Annotated in this window: 22 protein-coding genes and 3 tRNA genes; 13 read left to right on the top strand and 12 right to left on the bottom strand. The window is 37.8% G+C overall.

Going from position 1 to position 24060, the window contains the following annotated elements:
• Positions 1-21: 21 nt before the first annotated feature.
• The 6 genes from gyrA to gmhB form a co-directional block, all read right to left on the bottom strand.
• Positions 22-2643: a DNA gyrase subunit A gene (gene gyrA / locus B9N66_RS04005; RefSeq protein ID WP_087579987.1), complete on the bottom strand. Its 2622-nt coding sequence runs from the start codon at positions 2641-2643 to the stop codon at positions 22-24.
• 98 nt (positions 2644-2741) lie between these two features.
• Complete coding sequence (locus B9N66_RS04000; RefSeq protein WP_087579986.1) at positions 2742-3137, bottom strand: SseB family protein; 396 nt, start codon at positions 3135-3137, stop codon at positions 2742-2744.
• A gap of 1 nt (position 3138) precedes the next feature.
• Positions 3139-3708, bottom strand: a complete 570-nt coding sequence (gene gmhA / locus B9N66_RS03995) for a D-sedoheptulose 7-phosphate isomerase (RefSeq protein WP_087579985.1) — start codon at positions 3706-3708, stop codon at positions 3139-3141.
• A complete protein-coding gene (gene rfaE1 / locus B9N66_RS03990) occupies positions 3683-5101 on the bottom strand; it encodes a D-glycero-beta-D-manno-heptose-7-phosphate kinase (RefSeq protein WP_087579984.1) in 1419 nt (472 codons plus the stop codon). The genes gmhA and rfaE1 overlap by 26 nt, the downstream gene beginning before the upstream one ends.
• Positions 5094-6083 (bottom strand): ADP-glyceromanno-heptose 6-epimerase, encoded by a 990-nt coding sequence (gene rfaD, locus B9N66_RS03985; RefSeq protein WP_087579983.1) that lies wholly within the window; start codon positions 6081-6083, stop codon positions 5094-5096. Before rfaD ends, rfaE1 begins: the two co-directional genes overlap by 8 nt.
• Complete coding sequence (gmhB, locus tag B9N66_RS03980) at positions 6080-6595, bottom strand: D-glycero-beta-D-manno-heptose 1,7-bisphosphate 7-phosphatase (protein ID WP_087579982.1); 516 nt, start codon at positions 6593-6595, stop codon at positions 6080-6082. The genes rfaD and gmhB overlap by 4 nt, the downstream gene beginning before the upstream one ends.
• Positions 6596-6686: 91 nt before the next feature.
• Here gmhB and B9N66_RS03975 point away from each other — a divergent pair, with 91 nt between their 5' ends.
• Both B9N66_RS03975 and B9N66_RS03970 read left to right on the top strand, forming a co-directional pair.
• Positions 6687-6989: a c-type cytochrome gene (locus B9N66_RS03975; RefSeq protein WP_072594134.1), complete on the top strand. Its 303-nt coding sequence runs from the start codon at positions 6687-6689 to the stop codon at positions 6987-6989.
• A 253-nt stretch (positions 6990-7242) separates the two neighbouring features.
• A complete protein-coding gene (locus tag B9N66_RS03970; protein WP_141083431.1) occupies positions 7243-7566 on the top strand; it encodes a tyrosine-type recombinase/integrase in 324 nt (107 codons plus the stop codon).
• Between the two features lie 28 nt (positions 7567-7594).
• Here B9N66_RS03970 and B9N66_RS03965 read toward each other — a convergent pair.
• The 4 genes from B9N66_RS03965 to flgL all read right to left on the bottom strand — a co-directional run bounded on the left by B9N66_RS03965 (position 7595) and on the right by flgL (position 12416).
• A tRNA-Met gene (locus B9N66_RS03965) sits at positions 7595-7669 on the bottom strand.
• A gap of 26 nt (positions 7670-7695) precedes the next feature.
• A tRNA-Gln gene (locus B9N66_RS03960) sits at positions 7696-7770 on the bottom strand.
• Between the two features lie 107 nt (positions 7771-7877).
• Entirely contained in the window at positions 7878-9956 is a 2079-nt protein-coding gene (locus B9N66_RS03955; RefSeq protein ID WP_374057420.1) for an FtsK/SpoIIIE family DNA translocase, read from the bottom strand.
• Positions 9957-10100: 144 nt separating this feature from the next.
• Positions 10101-12416: a flagellar hook-associated protein FlgL gene (gene flgL / locus B9N66_RS03950; protein ID WP_087579979.1), complete on the bottom strand. Its 2316-nt coding sequence runs from the start codon at positions 12414-12416 to the stop codon at positions 10101-10103.
• 140 nt (positions 12417-12556) lie between these two features.
• On the opposite strand from flgL, the gene B9N66_RS03945 reads away from it, so the two are divergent.
• The 11 genes from B9N66_RS03945 (at position 12557) to B9N66_RS03895 (ending at position 22386) form a co-directional block, all read left to right on the top strand.
• Positions 12557-13303 carry a YaaA family protein gene (locus B9N66_RS03945; RefSeq protein WP_087579978.1) on the top strand — a complete coding sequence of 249 codons (747 nt, stop codon included), beginning with the start codon at positions 12557-12559 and terminating at the stop codon, positions 13301-13303.
• 123 nt (positions 13304-13426) lie between these two features.
• The gene (locus B9N66_RS03940; protein ID WP_012001719.1) at positions 13427-13729 is read left to right on the top strand and encodes an HU family DNA-binding protein; all 303 of its coding nucleotides are present in this window, start codon (positions 13427-13429) and stop codon (positions 13727-13729) included.
• Between the two features lie 69 nt (positions 13730-13798).
• Positions 13799-13885 (top strand) — tRNA-Leu (locus B9N66_RS03935).
• A 66-nt stretch (positions 13886-13951) separates the two neighbouring features.
• Entirely contained in the window at positions 13952-15721 is a 1770-nt protein-coding gene (locus tag B9N66_RS03930; RefSeq protein WP_087579977.1) for a response regulator, read from the top strand.
• Positions 15722-15818: 97 nt separating this feature from the next.
• Positions 15819-16724 (top strand): AEC family transporter, encoded by a 906-nt coding sequence (locus tag B9N66_RS03925; protein WP_087579976.1) that lies wholly within the window; start codon positions 15819-15821, stop codon positions 16722-16724.
• A 62-nt stretch (positions 16725-16786) separates the two neighbouring features.
• Positions 16787-17041, top strand: coding sequence for a pyruvate kinase (locus tag B9N66_RS03920; RefSeq protein ID WP_054196512.1), 255 nt, complete (start codon positions 16787-16789; stop codon positions 17039-17041).
• Positions 17042-17050: 9 nt separating this feature from the next.
• Complete coding sequence (locus B9N66_RS03915; protein ID WP_084041439.1) at positions 17051-17713, top strand: response regulator transcription factor; 663 nt, start codon at positions 17051-17053, stop codon at positions 17711-17713.
• A complete protein-coding gene (locus tag B9N66_RS03910) occupies positions 17706-18875 on the top strand; it encodes a sensor histidine kinase (protein WP_087579975.1) in 1170 nt (389 codons plus the stop codon). The genes B9N66_RS03915 and B9N66_RS03910 overlap by 8 nt, the downstream gene beginning before the upstream one ends.
• Positions 18876-19002: 127 nt before the next feature.
• Complete coding sequence (locus B9N66_RS03905) at positions 19003-20478, top strand: aldehyde dehydrogenase family protein (protein WP_087579974.1); 1476 nt, start codon at positions 19003-19005, stop codon at positions 20476-20478.
• A 178-nt stretch (positions 20479-20656) separates the two neighbouring features.
• Complete coding sequence (locus B9N66_RS03900; RefSeq protein WP_087579973.1) at positions 20657-21358, top strand: metallophosphoesterase; 702 nt, start codon at positions 20657-20659, stop codon at positions 21356-21358.
• A 2-nt stretch (positions 21359-21360) separates the two neighbouring features.
• Positions 21361-22386, top strand: coding sequence for a hypothetical protein (locus tag B9N66_RS03895; protein ID WP_087579972.1), 1026 nt, complete (start codon positions 21361-21363; stop codon positions 22384-22386).
• Between the two features lie 90 nt (positions 22387-22476).
• Here the strand turns inward: B9N66_RS03895 and B9N66_RS03890 are convergent, their stop codons facing one another.
• Both B9N66_RS03890 and B9N66_RS03885 read right to left on the bottom strand, forming a co-directional pair.
• The gene (locus tag B9N66_RS03890) at positions 22477-23298 is read right to left on the bottom strand and encodes a YihY family inner membrane protein (protein WP_087579971.1); all 822 of its coding nucleotides are present in this window, start codon (positions 23296-23298) and stop codon (positions 22477-22479) included.
• A 3-nt stretch (positions 23299-23301) separates the two neighbouring features.
• Positions 23302-24024 (bottom strand): plasminogen-binding N-terminal domain-containing protein, encoded by a 723-nt coding sequence (locus tag B9N66_RS03885; RefSeq protein WP_021090557.1) that lies wholly within the window; start codon positions 24022-24024, stop codon positions 23302-23304.
• Positions 24025-24060 lie beyond the last annotated feature (36 nt).

Below are 24060 nucleotides of genomic sequence, written 5' to 3'. Positions count from 1 at the left end.
TTTAAAATCTAATAGCAAAATTTATTCCAAAAGCCCCATATCTTCGCTTGGTGCTTCGTCCTCGTCCTCGCCATCATCTGCCTTAGGGCATCTTGCGATACTTACAACATCATCGCCATCTACGTTTACGACGATCACGCCGCTTGTATTACGTCCTGCTTTGCGGATGCTTTGCATATCAACTCTTATCATCTTGCCGCTTGATGTTAGAGCCATTAGATCTTGCTCTTCATCAACCATCACAACGCCCACTAGATCGCCTGTTCTGCTTGTTAGTTTCATGCAGATGACGCCTTTGCCGCCACGATTTGTCAAGCGGTACTCATCAGCAGTTGTGCGCTTGCCGATACCTTTTTGAGATATGCTTAAAATTTCTTGGTCATTGCTTTCGATGACTGCTGCGCCTACGACCTCATCGCCTAGCTCTTTAAATTTAATACCAGTTACGCCGCGTGCAGTTCTTCCCATTTGACGAACCTTGCTGATCTTAAATTTAAGGCACATACCCTTTTTAGTAACGACAAATAGCATTGTCTCATCACTTAAGTTTGCGTCCTCCTCGGCATTTACATTATCTTCATCGATCTCGTTTTGTATCTCTTCTATCTCAAGTACTTCGGTCTCAACGCTTAGCTCATTTTCAGGGTCAGTAACAGGTATATCATCGTATGTTTGAGCGATGAGCGCAGTTACCAGCTCGTCATTCTCATCAAGACTGATCGCTCTTACACCAACTGAGCGGATATTTTTAAACTCGCTTAAATTTGTGCGTTTCACGATGCCATTTTTAGTAAAGAACGCTAACGATTTACTCTCGTCAAAGTCAGTCGTTGGAATGATCGCTTTGATCTTCTCGTCAGGCTGCAACTGGATCAAATTTACAACTGCTTTGCCCTTTGCCGTGCGGCTTCCCTCTGGGATTTTGTAGACCTTTAACCAGTAAAGCTGTCCGCGATCTGTCACAAACATAAGCGTATCGTGAGTATTTGAAGTAAAGAAGCTCTCTATAAAGTCATCGTCGTATGTCGTGACCGCTACTTTACCCTTGCCACCGCGTTTTTGCTTCTCGTACTGCTTGCTTGGCACACGCTTGATGTAGCCACGGTGAGTTATGGTTACTACCATATTTTCATTTGGTATGAGGTCTTCGATATCGATATCATCGTAGTCATCAACGATCTCAGTAACTCTTGGTACTTTAAATTTATTTTTGATCTCTAAAAGCTCTTCTTTGATCAAATTTTCAAGCAATGTCTCGCTCTTTAAAATTTCATCAAGTCTTGCGATCTCAGCCATAAGCTCAGCCAGCTCAGCCTCTAGTTTTTCTCTCTCTAGGCCTGTAAGCTTACTTAGGCGCATATCAAGGATAGCGTTTGCCTGAAGCTCTGAGAGGTTAAATTTACTCATCAAGCCTTCTCTAGCAACGGCTGTATCGGCACTATTTCTAATAAGCTCGATCACCTCATCGATGTTATCAAGTGCGATCTTTAGGCCCTCTAAGATGTGGGCTCTTGCGCGCGCTTTTTCAAGCTCAAATATCGTCCTTCTAATGATAACTGTTTTTCTGTGATTTAAAAATAGCTTAAGTAGCTCGATAAGATTAAATACCTTTGGCTCTTTGTTATTAATAGCAAGCATAATAACGCCAAAAGTGCTCTCCATCGTGGTTGATTTAAAGAGATTGTTTAGCACGATGTCGCTCATAGCGTCGCGTTTTAGCTCGATAACTACGCGAATGCCGTCTTTATCAGACTCATCTCTAACCTCGCTAATGCCCTCTATCTGCTTATCTTTTACAAGCTCAGCGATTTGCTCAATAAGCCTTGCTTTATTTGTTTGATATGGTAGCTCGTCGATTACTATGACATCTTTATTTGGCTTTTTTTCTATGTGAGTTTTGGCTCTTAGTTTGACCCTACCACGACCTGTGCGGTAGGCCTCTATGATGCCTTTTTTACCAAAGATGATACCGCCAGTTGGGAAGTCTGGACCTTTTATAAATTCCATTACCTCTTCAAGTGTCGCCTCTTTGTTTTCAAGAAGTAGTAAAAGACCGTCTATTAGCTCATCAAGGCTGTGTGGCGGGATATTTGTCGCCATACCAACCGCGATACCGCTTGAGCCGTTTAATAATAAATTTGGCACACGGCTTGGAAGTACATCTGGTTCAACCTCTCTATCATCGTAGTTTGGCACAAAATCAACCGTGTCTTTGTCAATATCTTTTAAAAGCTCTTCAGTAAGCATGGTCATTCTAGCTTCTGTATAACGCATCGCAGCTGCGCTGTCGCCGTCAATCGAGCCAAAGTTTCCTTGTCCATCAACGACTGGATAACGCATAGAAAATTTCTGAGCCATACGAACAAGTGCATCATAAACCGCTGTGTCACCGTGTGGGTGGTACTTACCGATGACTTCACCGACGATACGAGCTGACTTCATATAGGCACTTCTGCTACCAACGCCAAGATTATCCATAGCGTATAAAATTCTTCTATGTACTGGCTTTAATCCGTCTCTAGCGTCAGGTAAGGCACGTCCGACGATGACGCTCATGGAGTAGTCAAGATAGCTAGTTTTTATAGACTCTTCGATATCAACAGACGCGATATCTTGGGTTAATTCAAGTAGATTGTCTTTCATTTTTTTCCTTAAATTTAGCTTGGTTGATTTTAGCTTAAAATTAATAAAAACTTGCTAAATAGCAAATCAGCGACTTTGGCAATAGTGCGATGAAAATTTTAGTCTAAAATTCTTACTATCTGCTCTTTTTTAAGAATAAAATCATAGCTAAAAGCATCTATCACGACACCAGCGTAGCTACTCTCTTTTAGCATCGCAAGATACTCTTTTAGGCCTATCTCAATGCTCTCTTGCTCGCTGTCGTTTCGCCAAAGCTTCATCGCCTCTTTGCTAGTAAATGCTGGAAAATAGCTAAGCTTCTCACCCTCATCTTCAAGCAGAATAAATTTGATATTTGAGCCTTCTTCTTCATAAACAACGCCGCCATCAGGCTTTGCTAGCGCTTGGTTTAAAAGCACCGGAGCAAAAAAGCTAGCCTTTTTTAAAGCCACTATCAAATTTATCTCATTTTGTTGGTTAGGCTCTTTTAAAAATTTATCCATCGCTTCTTGCATTTTAGCCCCTAAAAGCCTCATCTACAGCCTGGCAAATTGTGTGAATGAAAAAGATGTGCGACTCTTGGATTCTTGCGGTATCGCTTGAGCTAACGACTAAATTTAGATCACAATCCTCATTCATAGCGCCACCTCCTTTGCCGCTAAGCCCAAGCACTGATACGCCCATTTTCTTGGCACTTTTTATAGCTTCAAGGACATTTTTGCTGTTGCCGCTTGTTGAGATCGCCACCAGTAAGTCGCCAGACTGAGCTAAGGCCTCAAACTGACGTGAAAAGACATAGTCAAAGCCGTAGTCATTGCCAATGGCCGTAAGTGCCGAAGTGTCGGTAGTTAGCGCGATGCCTAGGAGTGCTTGACGCTCACTTTTATATCTACCAGTTAGCTCAGCCGCAAAGTGCTGAGCATCCGCCGCAGAGCCACCATTGCCACATATCAGCACCTTTTTGCCATTTTTTAGCGTATCAGCTACCATCCGGCAAGCGCGCTCTAGGCTATCAAGTAAATTTACATGCTCGCTAAAGGTCTTTTGGTGAGCCTCGAGCTCATTTTTTATCACTGTTTTTAGCATCTTTTATCCTTTTTATTATCCCTGTTGTGCTTTTGCCCTCGACAAAGTCAATCAGCCTGACCTCTTTTACGATCTCGCTGCCAACAACCTCTTTGCCTTTGTAATCAGCCCCTTTTACAAGCACGTCAGGCTTTATCTTTGTTATCAAATTTAATGGCGTATCCTCGTCAAATATCACGACATAATCGACAAACCCAAGCCCACTTAGCACGCAGGCTCTATCATCTTGTGAGTTTATAGGTCTTGCCTCGCCTTTTAGCCTCTTAACTGAAGCGTCAGAATTTAGCCCGACAACCAAAAGATCGCCAAGCTCTCTTGCACGGGCTAGGTATTTTACGTGCCCAGCGTGCAAGATATCAAAGCAGCCATTTGTGAAAACGACCTTTTTCTTGCCCTTTTGGCTCAAAATTTCTTCTAGCTCCTCAACGCTTTTAAGCTTGTGCTCGAAATTTGCCCCAAATGAGCTATTTAGTAGCTGCTCGATCTCGCTAAAACTAGCTGTTGCGCTGCCTATCTTTGCCACGACGACGGCTGCTGCAAGGTTTGCTATCTTTATCGCCTCTTTTATATCAGCCCCGTTTGCTAGCATGTAGCCAAGTGTAGCCAGTACCGTATCTCCAGCACCAGTGACATCAAATACCTCTTTTGCTTTGGCAGCAAAGATATGCAACCTGTCATCATATAGCGCGATGCCCTCTTCCGAGATCGTGATGAGCGAATAGGTCAAATTTAGCTCGTCTTTTAGCTGTTTTATCGCCTTTTCAAGCTCAGCCTTGTCTTTTATCTTTAAATTTGTAGCCTCGCTCGCCTCTTTTTTATTTGGCGTTAGAAGGGTCGCGTTTTTATACTTTGAGTAGTCGCTGCCTTTTGGGTCTATGAGCACTGGGATCTTTAGCCTCACGCACTCGTTTATGATCTCTTGGCAGACCTTCTCGCTAAGCACGCCCTTGCCGTAGTCACTTAGCAAGACAGCCTTGAAATTTGCAAGATTTTCTTTGACTTTTGAGACGAGATCATCTTCTAAATTTATCTTGACAACGCTCTCTTTATCAATCCTGACAACTTGCTGGTGCGATGCCATGATACGGCTTTTTATCGAGCTTTCACGTTCTTTTTCAGTAAGGATCAGCTCATCTTTTACATTTAGCTCAGCAAGCTTCTCTTTTATCTTTTTGCCAGCTTCATCATCGCCTAAGACGCTAGCCACGCTCACATTTGCGCCAAGGGAGAGTAAATTTCTTACCACGTTGCCAGCGCCACCAAGCGTGTAGCTTTCGTTATTTATCTTTACAACTTGCACTGGCGCTTCTGGCGAGATACGGTCGCAGCTACCCCAGATATAGTGGTCCAACATGAGATCGCCAACGACTAAAATTTTAACTCTCTTAGCCATTTATCTCTTCCTTATAAATTCTCTTTATCTCTGGTAAGTAGTCTTTTATCGCATCTTCCAAGCTCCAAGTAGCGCTAAAGCCAAATGCCTCGCGAGCTGGGGCGACATCGGCCTCTGTGTGAAACTGATATGAGCCAATAAATGGGTTTTTTATGTATTCGTTGCCTAAATTTACGCCAATCTCGCGCTGCAAAATGTCAGCGATATCTTGAAAGCTCCTTGCCTTGCCAGTAGCTGCGTTATAGACGCCACTTGGTGCATCAAGTGCTTTTATGTTTGCGTCAATGATATCTTTTATATAGACGAAATCTCTTTTGATCTGATCGCTGCCCTCAAAGAGTCTTGGGGTCTTGCCAGCTAAAATTTGTAGGCCAAACTGAAGCACCATCGAGGCGGTTTTGTTTTTGAAAAACTCGCCCTTGCCAAAGACGTTAAAATACCTCAGTCCAACCACGCTCACGCCGCGCTTTGCATAAATTTTATTGATATTATCCATGCTTAGTTTGCTAAAGCCATAGACGTTATTTGGCGCCTCGCACTCACCAACGGTTTGTGGGCTCTTTGCGTTGCCATAAGTCGCCCCTGAGCTAGCGTAGATCATCTTTGCGCCCAAACTCTCGCAGATATCAAGCAAATTTACAAAGGCATTTACATTTGTTTTTATTAGCTCGTCTTGCTCTTTTACAGTGGTGTCAGAGATCGCTGCTTCGTGATAGATGACGTCTGGGCGAAAGTTTTTTATCTTCTCAAGCGTACTCTCATCATTAATGTCGCCAGCATAAATTTCACCCTTAAATCCAAGTAAATTTTTAAAATGGCCAAAGCTCTTTAAGTTGCCATTACTAAATGTCTCGTCGTTTCTAAATTTATCCACGACAAGCACATGAGCGTCTTTGTAATTTTCATCAAAATAATGTGCCAAAGCTGAGCCGATAAAGCCAGCGCCGCCAGTTATAACTATCTTTTTTCCGTTTAAATTCATAGTGATTTTTCCTTTTTTAGCTTATTTAAAACATCTTTTACATCTTTAAAATTTATGCCATCAAGCAAGAAATTTCTACCAACACCTGCTCTTTTGCCAGCTTCGACATCGCTTGGTTTATCTCCTATCATTAGCGAGTTTTTAAGGTCTATGTTAAACTCTTTGCAAGCATCAAGTATCATTTTTGGATTTGGTTTTCTACAAGCGCAATCCACCTCTGGAGCGTGCGGGCAAAAATAGACTTTGGTGATAAGAATTTGCTCTTTTTTGAAAATTTCTAGCATAAATTTGTTTAGAGCATCAAACTGCTCCTGCGTGTAGTAGCCTCTTCCGATACCTGATTGATTTGTCACGACAAAGAGCTTGTAGCCAGCACCAGTAAATTCTCTTAACGCATCAAAAATGCCATCGATAAATTTAAAATCTTTTATCTCGTAAACATATCCAGCATCTTCATTTATTACGCCGTCTCGATCTAGAAAAAGTGCTTTAATAGGCTCATTTTTATTCATTTGGTGATTATAGCCAAAATAATTTAACTAGCTTCTTGCGAATTTACCTTTTTGTACTATAATGCACAAACTTTTTTACAAAGGATGAAAAATGAAAAAATTACTAATTGTTTCTAGCGTTGCGGCTCTACTTTCAACTGCTGCCTTTGCTGCAGATGGTGCTGCTATATACAAAAAATGCATCGCCTGTCATGGTGCAAAAGCTGAAAAAATGTTTAATAATAAAGTTCCAGCTTTAACATCTCTTGATGCAGCAGCTATCGAAGAGGCACTAAAGGGTTATAAAACAGGAGCAAATAAATTTGGTCTTGGCGCTATGATGAAACCAATCGCTACTCCAATGAGCGACGAAGATGCAAAAGCAGTAGCTGAATACATCCAAACTTTAAAATAATAATTAGGGGCATTAGCCCCTCCTACATTTTAAATTTATACTAATAATCCATAAAATAATACTAGGTGAGAATTTCTCTTTTTATATTTAAAAGTTATGAAACCTATTTTTACTAATCTTTCTTTTTACATATTAAAACAAAACTATTCTAGTCTTCAAAGTCATAAAACAGCGCTTAGAAATAGCTAAAAGCGTAAGTAAAATAGAGGCACGCAAACTCTTTACTAAAACAAAAGACGACCAAGTGCTTCGTATGGCTTACTACTGGGTATCTCAAGGTGCTTATGATAACTGCAAAGACCTACCCTTAAACAAGTGCCCCATAACTCATCTAAATCACGATACAGCAAATCGTATGTGGTGGGCTGTAAGAAACCATCTAGGATATAAGGGAGAAAATAACACTCACGGACTATACGTATTACGCCATACAGTAGCTTCTAGGTTAGTGAGTTTGAAGGGATTTAATGCTCATAAACTGATGGCTTTTATGGGTCATACGGATATTAAGAGTAGCTTACACTACGTTCATCTCAATGTCGATGATATACGTGATGGTGTGGGAGTTGGTGCTTAGTTAAAAGACGGTAAAAGTAATGGGCATTTGGTTGCGGAGGACGGATTTGAACCGCCGACCTTCGGGTTATGAGCCCGACGAGCTACCACTGCTCTACTCCGCGATAAGTATTATTTTGGATTTAAAAAGTGGATGGGGTAAGAGGATTCGAACCTCTGAATGACTGGACCAAAACCAGTTGCCTTACCGCTTGGCGATACCCCAATGTTTTTAAGAGTTGTAATTATATAGATTTTAATGTGCTTTGTCAAGACTTTTTAGAATTTTAATAAAAATTAAAATTCTAAAATTAAAATAATTTATGACTTTAGCTATAAAATTTCTCTTTGTCCTTTTGCATTCACTGGACTTAAAACACCCATTTTTTCCATTTGCTCTATTATGTTTGCAGCTTTGTTGTAACCTATTTTTAAACGTCTTTGCAGATAGCTTATTGACGTTTTTTGCTCACTTAAAATGATCTCTTTAGCCTCTTCGTAAAGCTCGTCAAGCTCATCTTCTCCTAAAGTACCAGCGGCCACACTTCCGCTTGTGCCTTCTTCTATTAAAAATTTCTCATCATAAACTACATCTTGTTGCTCTTTTAAGAAATTTACAACCGTTTCTATCTCTTTCTCGCTAGCAAATGGTGCATGAAGTCTGATCACACCAGGACTTCCAGGAGGTGTAAATAACATATCTCCGCGTCCGAGCAAGCTCTCAGCTCCCATTTGATCAAGGATGACCTTGCTATCGATCCTCTGCCCTACTCTATAGCTTATCCTGCTTGGTAAATTTGCCTTTATAAGGCCAGTCACGACATCAACACTTGGGCGCTGGGTTGCCACTATCAAGTGTATGCCACTAGCCCTTGCCATCTGTGCTAGGCGGCCGATATAAAGCTCCACATCCTTGCCACTAGTCATCATGAGATCAGCAAGCTCATCAATGATCACAACGATGTATGGGAACTGCTCGCCGCCCTCCTCTTTCATCTTTTCATTGTAGCTCTCTATATTTTTAGTACGAGTTTGGCTCATTATCTTATATCTTCGCTCCATCTCAGCGACCATATTGGCAAGTGCAGTGATCGCTTTTTTAGCCTCTGTAATGACCGGTGTCAAAAGGTGCGGAATATCGTTATATATGCTAAATTCAAGCATTTTTGGATCGATCATCATTAGACGCAAAGTTTGCGGGCTATTTCTATAAAGCAAGCTTAAAAGCATCGCGTTTATACCCACACTTTTGCCAGATCCTGTAGTTCCGGCGATTAGCAAATGAGGGAGCTTTTTAAGGTCTGTCACAAAAGGAGCACCAACGATATCCTTGCCAAGCGCCATGGTTAGCGGGCTACTAGCGTTTTTAAATATCTCGCTCTCTAAAATTTCTTTTAGATATATAGTTTCTAAATTTTGATTTGGCACCTCAATGCCTACGACATCTTTGCCAGGGATTGGTGCTTGGATACGGATCGTTTGAGCCTTTAATGCCATCGCTAGGTCATCTTGTAGGGTCAAAATTTTACTTACCTTGATATGTGGAGCTGGACGAAACTCAAATGTCGTGACGATAGGCCCAGTATAAGTTCTAACCACATCGCCGTCTATTTTAAACTTACGGAGTTTATCAAGCAAATTAGAAATTTGCTGATCGATTTCCGTTTCATTGACACTATGCGAGCGTTTTGGCGGATCGTTTAAAAATTTAAGCGGTGGTAAGACAAAATTCTTTGGCTTTTCAACATTGCCTCGTTCTATTTGATCAAGCAGCTTCTTATTCTCAGCCACTTCATTTAAAATTTCAACTCCGTTTATAGTTGAGGCCCTACTCTCTATTTCTGGCTCAGGCTCTAGCTCTTCATCTAAATTCTGTTCATCATCATTTAGCACCTGAGCTTCTATAAGCTCTTCTTCTTTTATATCATTATTCTTTTGTCTTTTGCGTTCGATTTTTGGAAGTTGTTTTTGTTTTATCTCTTTTAAATTTCTCTCTTCATGGACTTTTATCTCTTTATCCACAAACGCCTTTCTTAAAACAATGATAAAATTTTCCCTAAAAGCAAGCCCAAGTGAGATAATAAACATCATAAGTATAGCAACCGCAGTGCCGATAGAACCGATCACCTCTTTTAAGGCACTAACTATAAAATTTCCAATTATACCGCCATTTACACTTGAAGCACTCAAGGCTTGAAACATCAAAAAAGCTATAAAAAAGAGAAAAATTCCTACCAAAAACTGAGCAAAATCAAAGTCAAATTTCTTAAAATTTTTATAGACAAAATAGCCCAAAATGATCAATAAAAATGGATAAACATATGCAATAAGTCCAAAATATTTGATATTTAAAATACCAAGGCTTTGTCCAAGCGAGCCAACAAAATCAGCAGTTGGAGCAGCTGTAGCGATACCAAAATATATAAAAATGCAAACAAAAATTGTAAATAAAATATGTCGTAAAATTTTAGATCCTTTATAAAAAGGCTTATTATAGCACGCTTGAGTTTAATTTTAAAAAATCAGCAAGCTAGGCGCGGCCTGCTGATTTAAATTTTAATTTAAATAATTTAGCAAGCTTAGTTGATTTATCTTTGCACTTGCTTGTAGGGTTGCTTGATAAGATAGTGAAAGCTGCGTAAATTTCAGATATGACTCTGCATAGTCCGCATCAATTACATCATTTTTAACAGTTTGCACATTCACTTTCATTACTTCGGCTCGCTCTTTTGTGGCTGTTAAAAGTTTTGATTGAGAGCCGATCTTTGTAAGCTCTTTATTTGCATGATCTATTAAATGATCAAGCCTTTGTAATGCGCCTTGCATGCCGGTATTTCGTGGGTCATTGCTATTTGCATCAGCTCTATAATATCCCTTTCTAACAGCTTCGATCATATTATCAAGGTCTTGAAAAACGCTCGTACTTGGCTCATCAATAGTTAAGGCATTATTTTCATTAAAGCTAAAGACAGAACCTTTTCCTTGAGGGTGGCCAGCATTACCAGCTGTATCTCTACCAGTGCTATCGCCATCAAATTTATCGCTATTTTTTGCATCATGCATAGTTACTTCTATGTTTGTTACTGATTTTGTCTTATCAGTTAAAACCATTCTGCCTTTATCATCTAAAGTTGTCTCTACCGCACCCTTCGTTTTTGATAAAGCCTCTTTATAGGCATTATAGTTTTGATCTCTTTTTACCTTTTCTATATCTGTATCAAAATTTGCGTTTTCTGCATGTGGAGGGTTTGGGATATTATCACTTGCTGCCATAGCAACGATATCCATGAGCTGCCTATAAGTAAAATCGCTAGCATAAGTTCTGTAACTTCCAAACTCATCTGAGTTATAGACTGTTAAAGTTCTAGTTGCAGAAGGCGTGCCACCTGGTGGTGTAGATGTTATTTCAAATTGCACTGGAGTATTTGTGCCTCCTGCTGTGCCCATTTTTACCTTTATGTCATATTTTGTACCGGTGATTGACTTTACTTGTAAATTTATCTCTTGGTCGTCGATATTAAAAAGTTCTCTCTTTCTAGCATCAACATCTTTTGGATATAAATTTCTATCGTAGCTCTCTTTTGTACCAGAAACTTCGCTTAGCTTTGTCTGATCTGTTGCATATTCGCCCGTTCTTCTAGCTACTTGAGGTAAATTTGCGATTAGCTCATTATCTTTTCTCTCAAATCTAACCTTATCATAGTCAAATGCATTTGTCGCATTTCCATCTTTATCTGTATATTTGCTCTTTACAAACTCAGTGATATGAACCGTTTTTGGAACGTTATTTGCCATTGTTTCAAGATCTTCAAGGGAATTTACTGCATCAAGCGCGTTGTTTTGAGCGATTGCACCGCGATTTGGTGCTACTGATGTGGCTGCAACCATATGAAAGTCAATAGTTTGATTACCTTTAGTAAGATCTTTTATATTAAATTGTCCATCGTTATTTATGCTTACATCAACAACCTTTGTTGTTTTTGTATTGCCAAATTCCATACCGATTTTTTCCATAAGTCCAGCCATTGTTGTATTTGCACTCATCTTAAATTTACTAGTAAATGTCGTGCCATCTGGCTTTTTGCCTTGCATAAAAAAATACGTGTCCGGAAAATTTACATTTGAATTATCTAAAAAATCATAATCTGGATTTATTGTGCCATTGTAAGAGCCATCACTTCTAACCACTGAATCACTAGCGTAATTTAGCCCGATCATATTTTTTATCTTGCTGTTATCGTTTAGAAATTTTGGCGCATAAGAGATGTCGGTTCTAGTTTGATCAGCCAAACGAACATTTGTAGTCAAAATTTTACTGTAATCACCATCTTTTCCTAAAAATAGATCATATCCTGGGATATTGTAAGGAAGCTCAACCTGAGCGCCAGCTGATGTTTTCATATAATCACGGTTACCTTGATACTTTCCTGCACCATCTATTGGCTTTGTATCAACAGCGCTTCCAGAAAACAAAAACTGCCCATTAACCGAAGTGTTTGCAATATTCACAAGGTGATTTTTTATACCTTGAAGATCATTTGCTAAAGCCTCTAGCGATGTCTTACTATGCACGCTGCTAGCTGCTTGGACTACTTTTGTCTTAAAATTTTCAAGCTGTTTTTCAAACTCTTGCAATGCATTATCTGTATTTTTTGAGAAATTTACAGATTTACCAGTGGCATCAACTACTTGAGTGAGAGTAGTCGCTTCATAATCAAGCCTCATCGCATCATTATAAGTCGCAGCACCATCGTATGGATCTTGAATTTTCAAACCATTTGAGAGCTGCTTATAGCTTTTATTTACACCGGTCATATTTTTTTGGTAGTCATGCAAAGTCTGACTAAAACGTAGTTGGTTTGTTATTCTCATAATTTTTTCCTAAATTTTTATTCACTCTAAGCAAAAATGATTCCGCTTGTTTTTATATCGGTAGAAATTTGATTTTTTTTAGCATAAAAAGTTTATTGTATAATCCAACAAAAATTTACATATAAAAATAGGTAAGAACAATGGCATTAAAAATTCTCTTTTCTCCAAGCGAAAGTAAAATTTCTCTAAATACGAATAATAAATTTAATGGTAGGGATTTGATATTTCCAGAACTTTTTGACAAAAGAGTTGAAATTTTAAACAGATACGATGAGTTTTTAAAAAACGCAAATTTAGACGATATAAAAAAGCTTTTTGGGCTAAAAGAGCTTGAAGAGAGCAAGCAGTTGCGAGAAAGCCTATCTCAAAAAGGCAGCATAAAAGCCATCTTAAGATATGATGGCGTAGCTTATAAACATCTAAACTATCGTGGTTTAGACAATGAGGCGCAAAAATATATAGATAATAATGTTTTAATATTTTCAAATTTATTTGGGCCTATCTTAGCAAAAGATGAGATACCAGAATACAAACTAAAGCAAGGCGAAAAGCTAGATGGCTTTGAAATTTCAAAATTTTATGAAAAAAATTTTAGTCAATCTATCGATGAGTTTTTAAAAGATGCTGATATTTTGGATCTTAGGGCTAAATTTTATGAAAAATTTTACACTATAAAAAAAGAATACATAACTTTTTGTTTTGTAAAAAATAAAAAAATAGTGAGTCATCACGCAAAAGCATATAGAGGTGAAGTCTTACGCCAGATAGCAAATAAGCTTATAAAAAATAAAGATGAACTAATGAGCTTAAATTTTAAAAATTTAAAGCTTATTGATATGAAAAAGATTGGGCTAAAGACCGAGCTTATGTTTGAAATTTGCGAGTAAAGGTTTAAAAATTAGCTTTTTTGTTAAAAAAATATAAAAAAAGAGCTAAATTTGGGGAAAAAGTATTGTATTTTTTTTTAAAAGAGTGTAATATAGTCATATAACTTCTTAAAAGGATGGTTCATGAAAAAAGCTGAATTTATTCAAGCTGTTGCCGATAAGGCTGGTCTTTCAAAAAAAGATACTCTAAAAGTTGTTGATGCTACTTTGGAGACAATCCAAGCAGTTCTTGAAAAAGGCGATACAATTAGCTTTATAGGCTTTGGTACTTTCGGTACTGCTGACAGAGCTGCAAGAAAAGCTAGAGTTCCTGGAACTAAAAAAGTTATCGACGTTCCTGCTAGCAAAGCAGTTAAATTCAAAGTTGGCAAAAAACTTAAAGAAGCAGTTGCTGCTGGTGCTGCTAAAAAAGGTAAAAAGAAATAATTTCTTTTTTGGGGAGCAACTCTCCCCTTTTTCCTCTCATACAAAAATTAATTTTCAATCTTAACTTTAGCCCGAGTGGTGAAACTGGTAGACGCGCCAGACTCAAAATCTGGTAAGGGCAACCTTGTGTCGGTTCGAGTCCGACCTCGGGCACCATTATAAACCTAAATACTTTCTAAATTTATCCGATATTATCTGCAACATCTTTAAAAAGGATTTTAGATGAATATTACATCGTTAAAACATAACTTTATAAATTTAAAAGATTTAAAAAATCCTACAGATATGCTCCATGCCTTTAAGGATAAACAAGGTTTAGAGATAAATAACGAACAAATTTCAAATTTAAAAGAAAGTATAAAAGCAAGCAAAGTTATAAATATCACTGATTCCGAGATCAAAGAGCAAAATAGACATAAAATCCTACAAAAAGTAGAAGAAATTTTAAATAACTACTCAAAAAATCTCATCTACAGTAACAATAAAATCCACTCCGATGAGCTTTCTAAAGGCTATCATTTTAGTGAAAATGCCTACTTTAAAAATATAAAAGCTTCAGATAGTAGCAGCATGCTATCTACACTAAAAAGTGGATACTTAGAAAATACAAAATTTAAAAATTTAAACGATTACGCTTATTCAAACACTCTAAAAACAAAATATGGCGAAGTAGAAGTATTTTTAGATATTTACGGCGATAACGATGAACTTGGCACTACAAAATTAGAAAATAATAGCTATCTTTTTAGCTTTGATAGCAACAATGACGGCGTGTTAGATCAAAAAGATATACTCTTTGATAAGCTAAAAGTAAGAGGTTATGACAAAGACGGAAATGAAAAAATAGCAAATTTAAGCGATGTGATGCCAAGGGTTGATCTTAGGCAGTTTATCAGTACAAACATCATAAATCACAATCAAATAGAAAGAGAAGAGCTAAATCGTAAAGCAACGATCACAAATAATCCCAATCTTTATGTGGATACAAAAGATATTGATTATAGACACTCTTACTATGCCTCAGATCCAAATACTTTGTTCGCTGCAGAAAACAGATATGAAAAGATAGAGAAAAATGATATAAATAATTTCTTTAAAAAATATGCCCAAAATGACGGCTGGGTCGATCTAAGACACAATAATATCTTTGGCAAAGATAGCTCTTTTAAAAATTTTGCCTATCTTAAAGTGGGTTTTGATGATACTGCAAGACTAAGTGAGTTTAATCCGATCATTGAGCCGAGCAAAGATTACAAAAAAGATGAAAATTTCTCATATACAAAATTTCAAAAAGATAGTTTTATGAAATTTTACAAAGATTATAACGCTGAGTTTGACGCATATAACAAGATGATAGAAAATCTTGGCAATAATTTAAAGAAATTTGAAGAAAATGCAGACGCTTATATATCAAAGCTTGAGAAGACAAAATCAGCCAAAATGATCGCGATGGAAAATAAATTTAAACAAGCAACTGGACTTGAGTTTAGTATCTCGAATTTAAAAAAAGTAAAAAAGGCTTTTATAACAAATGAAGCCACAGCTGCCGCATCTTTGCAAGATAGCGATAGCGTCATAGCTATGAAGCTAAACAAAGATGGCACCATAAGGCTAAAATTTGATAGTGGTAGAGAGATAGACGTAAAAGAGCTTTATAACGATACTGGCAAGCTAAATACATCAAGTGAGTTAAAAACTAGCATAAATTTAGAGGCAAAAGAGATGAATAATGTGCAGCTAAATAGCTTGGATTTTAAAGATATTGGCTTCATGCAAGGTGATAAAATCGTAAGCCTAAAAGATGCTGGAGCGATCGCTATTGCCAATCTATCTAATAAATTTGAGAGTAAATTTTTAATCAGTCTAAATAATGGCAAAAGCATATCTACAAGAGAAATTTATAATATCAGCTATCTTGAGAATGATTTAAAGAGCAAAGAAAAAATAGATGAGAGAGATAAATTTTATAAAAAGGTTGATATTAAGGCATAAATTTTGAGAGCAAATTTTAAAAAAGGTTTATTGTAATTTAATCTTATGGGTCCTATAATCAATTTTCCGTAAAAATTTAGATTTAAAAGAGAATGCTATGAATTTCACTCCACTTTTTGCAATTTTTTTCATAATCGCAACTGGTTTTTTTGCTAAAAAAGTCGGCATTGTTGAGCAAAAGCACTCGATCCCATTTGTGGATTTTGTCCTTTGTTTTGCAATGCCTGCGCTAATCTTTGACAAAATTTACCACGTAAACGTCGATGTTTCGCTTATAAATACAATTTTAATTGGTTTTGGCTCAACAGCTATCAGTGCTGTCATGGCATTGGTGCTTGGTAAGATCTTTAAATTTACCAAAGTAACAACTGTTAGTATGGTCATGCTAAGCCTTTTTGGTAATACCCTATTTGTCGGTATGCCTGTCATTCAAGGCTTCTTTGGCGATGCGATGGTAAATGAAGTCATCTTTTACGATCAAATAGCCACTGGTATCCCGCTTTCGATCCTTGGGCCACTTATTCTCTCTTTTGCTGCGCCAGAGAAGGTTTCTCTATTTCAAAATACGATGAAAATTTTAAAATTTCCACCATTTATCGCACTTATTATGGCTCTTATCTTAAAAGAAGTCCCTTTGCCTGAGTTTATCTTTGCTCCACTTAGGATGTTTGAAGGTAGCGTTACTCCGGTGGCACTCTTTGCGATTGGTGTTGGTCTTAACTTTAGCAGCATCACAAGCTCATATAAAGGCGTTAGTGTCGTGCTTTTGTGTAAGATGATCTTGCCAGCTATCGTATTTTTCATCATATTAAAATTTTCAGGTATCCAGATGAGCAAAACTTGGGTCGTTGGTCTCTTTCAATGTGCGATGCCAACATCAGCTCTTGCAAGTGCGATGGTCATAAAAGCTGGGCTTGATAGCTCGCTAGCCATCTCATCAGTGGCCATAGGCGTGCTTTTTTCATTTATCACGCTTCCAGTTATATATTTTGTATTTGCGTAAATTCACACTCACTTAACACTAAAGAGATAGTATTTCATCATATTTCATTTAAAGGAGACGTTATGAAGAAATTACTACTAGTTGCACTTGGTGCTATGTTTATGCTTGGTGGTCTTGCAAATGCTACTGAAATGATGAAAAAAGATGACATGGGCAAAGACGAGATGATGAAGAAAGAGCAGATGATGAAAGATGACATGGGCAAAAAACCCATGATAAAAAAAGATGAAATGAAAAAAGATGACATGGGCATGAAAGACGAAATGAAAAAAGACGACATGGGTATGAAAAAAGACGAAATGAAAAAAGGCATGTAAAGGTGCTTAATGGTTAGAATTTTGCTCGTTGAAGATGATGAAATTTTACTTGATCTCATCAGTGAGTATCTAAGCGAAAATGGCTATGAGGTAACTACTTCAGATAATGCCAAAGAAGCACTTGATCTCGCCTACGAGCAAAATTTCGACCTGCTTATACTTGACGTCAAACTCCCACAAGGAGATGGCTTTTCACTTCTTTCTTCCTTAAGAGAGCTAGGTGTTAGCGCACCTAGCATCTTTACCACCTCGCTAAACACCATAGACGATCTTGAAAAAGGCTACAAAAGTGGCTGCGACGACTATCTAAAAAAGCCATTTGAGCTAAAAGAACTACTCATACGTATACAAGCACTTCTAAAGAGAAATTTCTCACATCACAGTGGAGATGCGATCAAAATTTCAAGCGAATTTAGCTTTCATCCACAGAGCAAAACACTAAGCAAAGATGGTAAAAATGTAAATATCTCTAGTAAAGAGAGCGACCTACTCGCCCTATTTTTGCAAAACAAAGGCAAAATTTTAACCAAAGATGAAATTTTTAATAAAATTTGGAAATTTGACGAGGAGCCAAGCGAGCTTAGCCTCCGTGTCTATATCAAAAATCTACGCCAGATTTTAGGCAAAGATGCCATTTTAAACAGGCGTGGAGATGGTTACATCTATGTCTGAAAAGACGCAAATTTTATTTAAAATTTTATCCCTCTATCTTGTTAGCTCCGTGCTCTTTCTGGGCTATTTTTTCATAAACGACTACAAAAATAAAAAAAATGCGCTCATCTTAAACGAGGTCAAAATGCTAAAAGAGATAAAGATGGGCATTTACATGAAAGCTAGAATGAATGGACTTGACTCAATTTCAAGTCTAACAAAAGAAAAAGGCGTGCATGCTTGCATCGTGCTAAAAAATGGCGAGAAAATTTATAAAGACTTTGACTGTCAAAAGATCGATAAAAGCAAAAATGTAAATTTGATTAGCGGCAAGGTCGCGATATTTGAAAAGATCCAGTACATGGACGACAACACTACAGACGAGCTCTCGTACGCAGATATTTTTCTAGTTGGCAAAGATATCAAGGCTGAAATTTTATCTTTACAAATTTCAACCATACTAAAGGCACTCTTTTTCTTTTTTGCCCTACTCTTTGTCGCCTTTTACCTCGCAAAACTGAGCCTAAGACCGCTTTATGAAAAGATAGATACGCTAAACCGCTTTATAAAAGACTCAACACACGAGATAAACACGCCTCTAAGCGTCATCTCGATGAGTATAGAAACAGCCGATCTTGACAACCTAAATGAGCGAAATTTAAAGCGTTTTAATAATATCAGCCTTGCCGCAAAGAGCCTAAATAACATTTATGACGCGCTCGTTCATCTAAGCTTTAACCTAGACAAGCCTAGCAAAAAAGAGCTCATAGATCTAAATTTGCTAACCACACAAAGACTGAACTATTTCTCGCCATTTTTTGCCAAACGCGGACTTGAGATAGATACTAGCCTAAAGCAAAGCCTTATAAATGCAGATCTTGGGGATGTGAGCAAAATTTTAGACAACCTTCTTAGCAACGCCTCCAAATATGCAGCGCCAAATTCAAAAGTACGCATCACTTTAGAGCCAAATTTCTTTAGCATAAGTAACACCGGTCGAGGCATCAGCAAAGAGCAGCAACTTCAAATTTTTGATCGTTACACGAGATTTAACGACGATCAAGGCGGCTTTGGCATAGGGCTAAATTTAGTTAAAGAGTGCTGTAAGAAAAATGATATCGTCGTAAAATGCCAAAGCGAACTTGATGGCGAGACTACGTTTTTGCTCTCTTGGCAGAGTTAAATTTTAAAATAATCCTACTTTAAATAATAAAATTTATTAAAAAAGATAATTTATGTCCAAAATTTATTTTTGATAAATTTTATTAATATTATAATCCTTTTACAAAATCTTAATCAAGGAGAAAAGTATGAAACTACTAGAAAAATATGGGCTTTTCATAAATGGTGAGTGGCGCGACGCAAAAGACGGCGCTACACTTGATGCAAAAAATCCAGCAAACGGCGAGCACCTTGCAAAGATCGCTGATGCTACCGAAGAAGATGTAAATGACGCAGTTCGTGCTGCACGTGAGGCTTTTAAGAAATTTAAACACACCACAATTAGCGAGCGTGCAAAGCTTTTAAATAAGATCGCTGATATCATCGATGAGCACAAAGAGCACTTGGCAAAAGTCGAGAGCATGGATAACGGCAAGCCGATCCGCGAGACGCTAAATGTTGATATTCCTTTTGCAGCAGAGCATTTTAGGTACTTTGCTGGCGTTATCATGGGCGAAGAAGGCAGCGCAAATGTACTTGATGAGAAGCAACTCTCTATCGTTTTACGCGAGCCAATAGGTGTTGTGGGTCAGATCGTACCTTGGAATTTTCCATTTTTAATGGCAGCTTGGAAGCTAGCTCCAGTGATCGCAGCAGGCGATGCAAGCGTGTTTAAGCCTTCAAGCGAGACAAGTCTAAGCGTGCTTGAGCTATTTAGGCTGATAGATAAAATTTTGCCAAAAGGTCTTATCAACATAATAACTGGAAAAGGTAGCAAGAGCGGCGAGTGGATCAAAAACCACCCAGGCCTTGACAAGCTAGCATTTACTGGCTCAACCGAGATCGGCCGAGATATCGCCATAGCAGCGGCTCGCCGTATCATCCCAGCTACACTTGAGCTTGGTGGCAAGAGCGCAAATATCTTCTTTAGCGACGCAAATTTAGACAAAGCGCTTGACGGCCTTCAGCTTGGAATTTTGTTTAACCAAGGTCAAGTTTGCTGCGCAGGATCAAGAATTTTCGTAGAAGAGAGCTTTTACGACAAATTTATAGAGGCTGCGGTGAAGAAATTTAGCACTATAAAAGTTGGCGATCCGCTAGATCCTAGTACTCAAATGGGCTCACAAATCAATAAAAAACAAGCTGAGCAAATTCTAAACTACGTCGAGATCGGCAAAAAAGAAGGTGCAAAAGTGGCAGTTGGTGGTAAAGCCTACACCGCAAATGGTTGCGACAAGGGCGCATTTGTAGAGCCAACGTTGCTAGTTGATGTGACAAATGATATGAGAGTGGCTCAAGAAGAAATTTTTGGACCAGTTGGCGTTGTCATCAAATTTAAAGATGAAGCCGAGCTTATCAAAATGGTAAATGATAGTGAATATGGCCTAGGTGGCGGAATTTTCACGCAAGACATCACAAAGGCACTTCGCGTGGCAAGGTCTATGGAGACTGGTAGAGTCTGGATCAACACCTATAACCAAATCCCAGCAGGAAGCCCATTTGGCGGTTATAAAAACTCAGGTATCGGCCGCGAAACTCACAAGATAATCCTTGAGCACTACACTCAGATGAAAAACATCATGATTGACCTAACCGGTAAGGTTAGCGGCTTTTACGCACAATGATTTTAGGGAGCTTAGGCTCCCTTCTACTTTAAATTCCTTAAATTTTAAATATCTTTTACTAGGTTTTAACTTTATATATCGCTAGCATTACGCCAATATAGTACAGCTATACAAAAGTGTTTTCTTAACACTACATTTTTAAGCTTAATAGACTAAAATTTGACACAAAGGAGAAAAATTGAGCGAGCAAATTTATATCATAGGCGATGTGCACGGCTGTTTTAATACACTCTTAAAGCTTATTGACCAGTTTCCAAACAAAGAAAAATCTCAAATTTGCTTTGTAGGAGACGTGATAGATAGAGGGCCTTATAGTTGCGAGACAGTCGAGCTTATCATACAAAATAACTATAAAATGGTAATGGGAAATCATGAGCGAAGGCTGCTAAGCAACAAAGATTTCTTTTTAAAAAACAAAATACCATTTGATACAAGTTGGTTTTACAATAATGGTGGCGAAGAAACATACAGATCATATCTAATTCAAAGCATAAACTTCAGAGAAAAACACATAGAATTTTTAGAGAGTATTCCAGTATATTTAGAGTTTAAAGACCACAAAAACCAAAACGGCGAGCATTTGGTCGTTTCACACTCGGCAGTTGGCAAGTTTTGGGATAAGAGAAACGATGATAGTTTAAAAGAGGAATTTAAAAAACACATACTCTCAGGTAGAGGCGATACGATGCAAGTAGAGGGCATCTTTAATGTATACGGTCATACCCCAGTTTATGAAGCTAAATTTTACTCAAACAGCGCCAATATCGATACGGGATGTGTTTTTAATGAAGAAGAATATGACAAACTAAGTGCCTTAGAATTTCCATCGATGAAAATTTATACGCAAAAAAATGTTGAAAATTTTAACAAACAAGGATAAAAATGTGGTTTTCTAAAAAGAGCTCTAGCTTTGCAAGCAGAGTTGATAAATTTTGGAGCGAGTTTGGCAAAAATTTAGACGCCATCAAACAAAATTTAGAAGATAAAAATTTTGAAGCTGCAAGCAAGATGACCGAAGAGACACTAAATTTATGTTTAGTTGATCCAACTTTTATGATAGGGCTTATTGATGGAAAGATCGATCTAGTACTCACTCCAGAAGGACTTAAACATAGGCTTTTGTGGCTTAAATTTATAAAATTGCGCATGCCAAAAGAGTATGAAGCAAAGCTTACTTGCACACTTGGCAAGCCACGTGCACCGCGAAACGTCGCTACTATACAGATGTATGGCGTAAGCGTTGATGCAAATGAGGTCATGGTCTATGCAAATTTCAACGACAAAAGCGTAGATATGTACCTATATAACGAGACTCTAAGCAAACTTAAAAGCGAAGATGAAAATAAGGCATATACATTATCGCTTATACTTTGTGACAACGTAGTTGGCGAGATGATCATGATAAATATGCTTGGGGAGTTTGAGATAATAGACGAGCCAAGAGAAAAAGGCGTACCACTGATCGACTTTGCCGATCTTATAGATGATAAATTTGGTAAAGAAGCCTCAAAAGAGCCGCTTAAGAATTTTATGGTCTATGAGCTAGAGCCTCGTTCAAACAAGCTACGTGACGACGTTTTCACAGGATTTACATCTCTTAGCGAGTTACTAAATGAGTACTACGACGGTGCAAGCGATACCTATAACGAAGCTTTTGAGCTTGGCATAAATTTTTGCTTTTTAGCCATATCTCACGGTGGCGACATACAGTTTGGCGTTGATAGTAAAAACAAAATTTCAGATGCGCTAAAAGAGAGTGAAATTTGTGAGATCATAGGTGAAGCAAATGGTGAGATGCGATCTTACATAGATCTTATCTGCTTTGACAAAGACGAGCTAGAGAAAAAAGCTAAAGAATTTAGTAAAGAGCTTGGCATAAAGATAGAAATTTGCGAGTTTAAACGCTGATTTTACATAAGATTTTACATAAAATAATACAAATCACACTAGCTGGTAAATTTATAAAAATATATTGTCAGCTGGTACCAACTATTAAATTTATCCTTTAAATTTTGAGCTGTTTGAGAGATAAGCACAAAGCTTTAGCCCATATAAAAAGATGATCCACGATATATAGATCCAGACAAAGAAGAAAAGCACTGCTGAAAACGAGCCATAAACGCTTAGATAGGTTTTGTTATAAAGGACGTAGTAGACAAAGGCTGACTTGCCAAGATACCAAACAAGCGAAGCGGCAAATGAGCTAAAAAATGCGCTCTTAAATTTTATCTCGTCATTTACTGAGATGAGATATGTGACACAAAATATCGCCCAGATGATGAGGTATGGAAAGATACTTAAGAAATTTATCGAGCTTGTGATCACGTTTGAGTTTAGCATCTCTTGAATGAGACTTGAGAGATAAAAACTACCAGCAAGACCAAGTGGCGCAAGCGTGATAAGCGTCCAATACGAGCTAAGTGCCGACCAAAAACCTCTAGCCTTATTTGCACGTGTCACTTTCAAAACTACATACTCGTAGTCACTAAAAAACATAGCCGATGTAAATATCATCGCTACAAAGCCTACCAAACCTAAATTTCCACTATTTTGTAAGAAATTTTGCAAGTAGTTTGAGATGATCTCTTGGTTGCTTGGCAAAAGAGCTGAAAATATAAAATCTTGAATCTTGGCGTAATATTCCTCAAAGCTAGGCAGTTTTGTAAAGATAGAAAACGATATAAGAAGTATTGGAATGATCGATAAAATCGTATGAAAACTAAGGCTTGAGGCATAGTGAAAGAGCTCTTTGTCCTTAAGCGTTGGGAGTAAATTTAAAAACTCCTTTAAATTTTGCTTACTTAAGGACAAACGGCTCATTTATCAGTTGTCTTCTTCAAAAAGTTTTTCATAGTGAGCATCGTAGTTGTTGATGTGCTCACTATTTAGCTTCCAAAACACAGTGTCTATATCGCTAACTCTTGTATAAAATGGCAGCTGATAGTACTCAACCTCGCCACTTTTAAATTCTTTTAGTACTTTAAAGCTTTGGCAATCAGCAAAAACGCTTCTGCCATCCATCGCTACGAAAATTAGACCAGCTGCACTTTGAGCACACATTTTTCTAAAGTCATCTCTGCTTGGATTTGGCTTGTATTCGTAGCTTAGATACGCCCCTATAATATCTGGGTGGATAAATATCATATTTGGAAACGCAGATGTGATCTCTTCATAAATTTCTTTATTTGGCACGATGATTAATGAGCGGTTATAAAGATAGTTTAGCACGACCATATCACCATTTGCAGGTGCAATGCCTGGAAGCGGGAGCGCCTTTTGTTCAAGTAGATCAAACACCTCAAATCTAATCTTAGCAAAGCCAGAATTTTTTGAGATAACGCTAACTCTCGCGATGATAGAGCTATCAGTGTCAAATTTATGAAGCACAACACCGCTTGAGCCGATTAAAATTTCTGGGCTATCAACTATCGTCGCTGTGCCATCACTATCGACGCTAATTATAGGAGTTCTATACTCATTTAAAGAAAAATCAGCCCCAAAAGCAAAGCCAAAAACTAGCGATAAAATCACAAATATACGTTTCAAAAATATCTCCTAAGTTTAAATTTTTAGAGCGATTAT

Origin of the sequence: Campylobacter concisus (genome assembly GCF_002165775.1) — a bacterium.
Classification (GTDB): Bacteria; Campylobacterota; Campylobacteria; order Campylobacterales; family Campylobacteraceae; genus Campylobacter_A; species Campylobacter_A concisus_E.
Note: the sequence above shows the minus strand (reverse complement) of the source record. Positions and strands in the feature narration are given on the sequence as shown.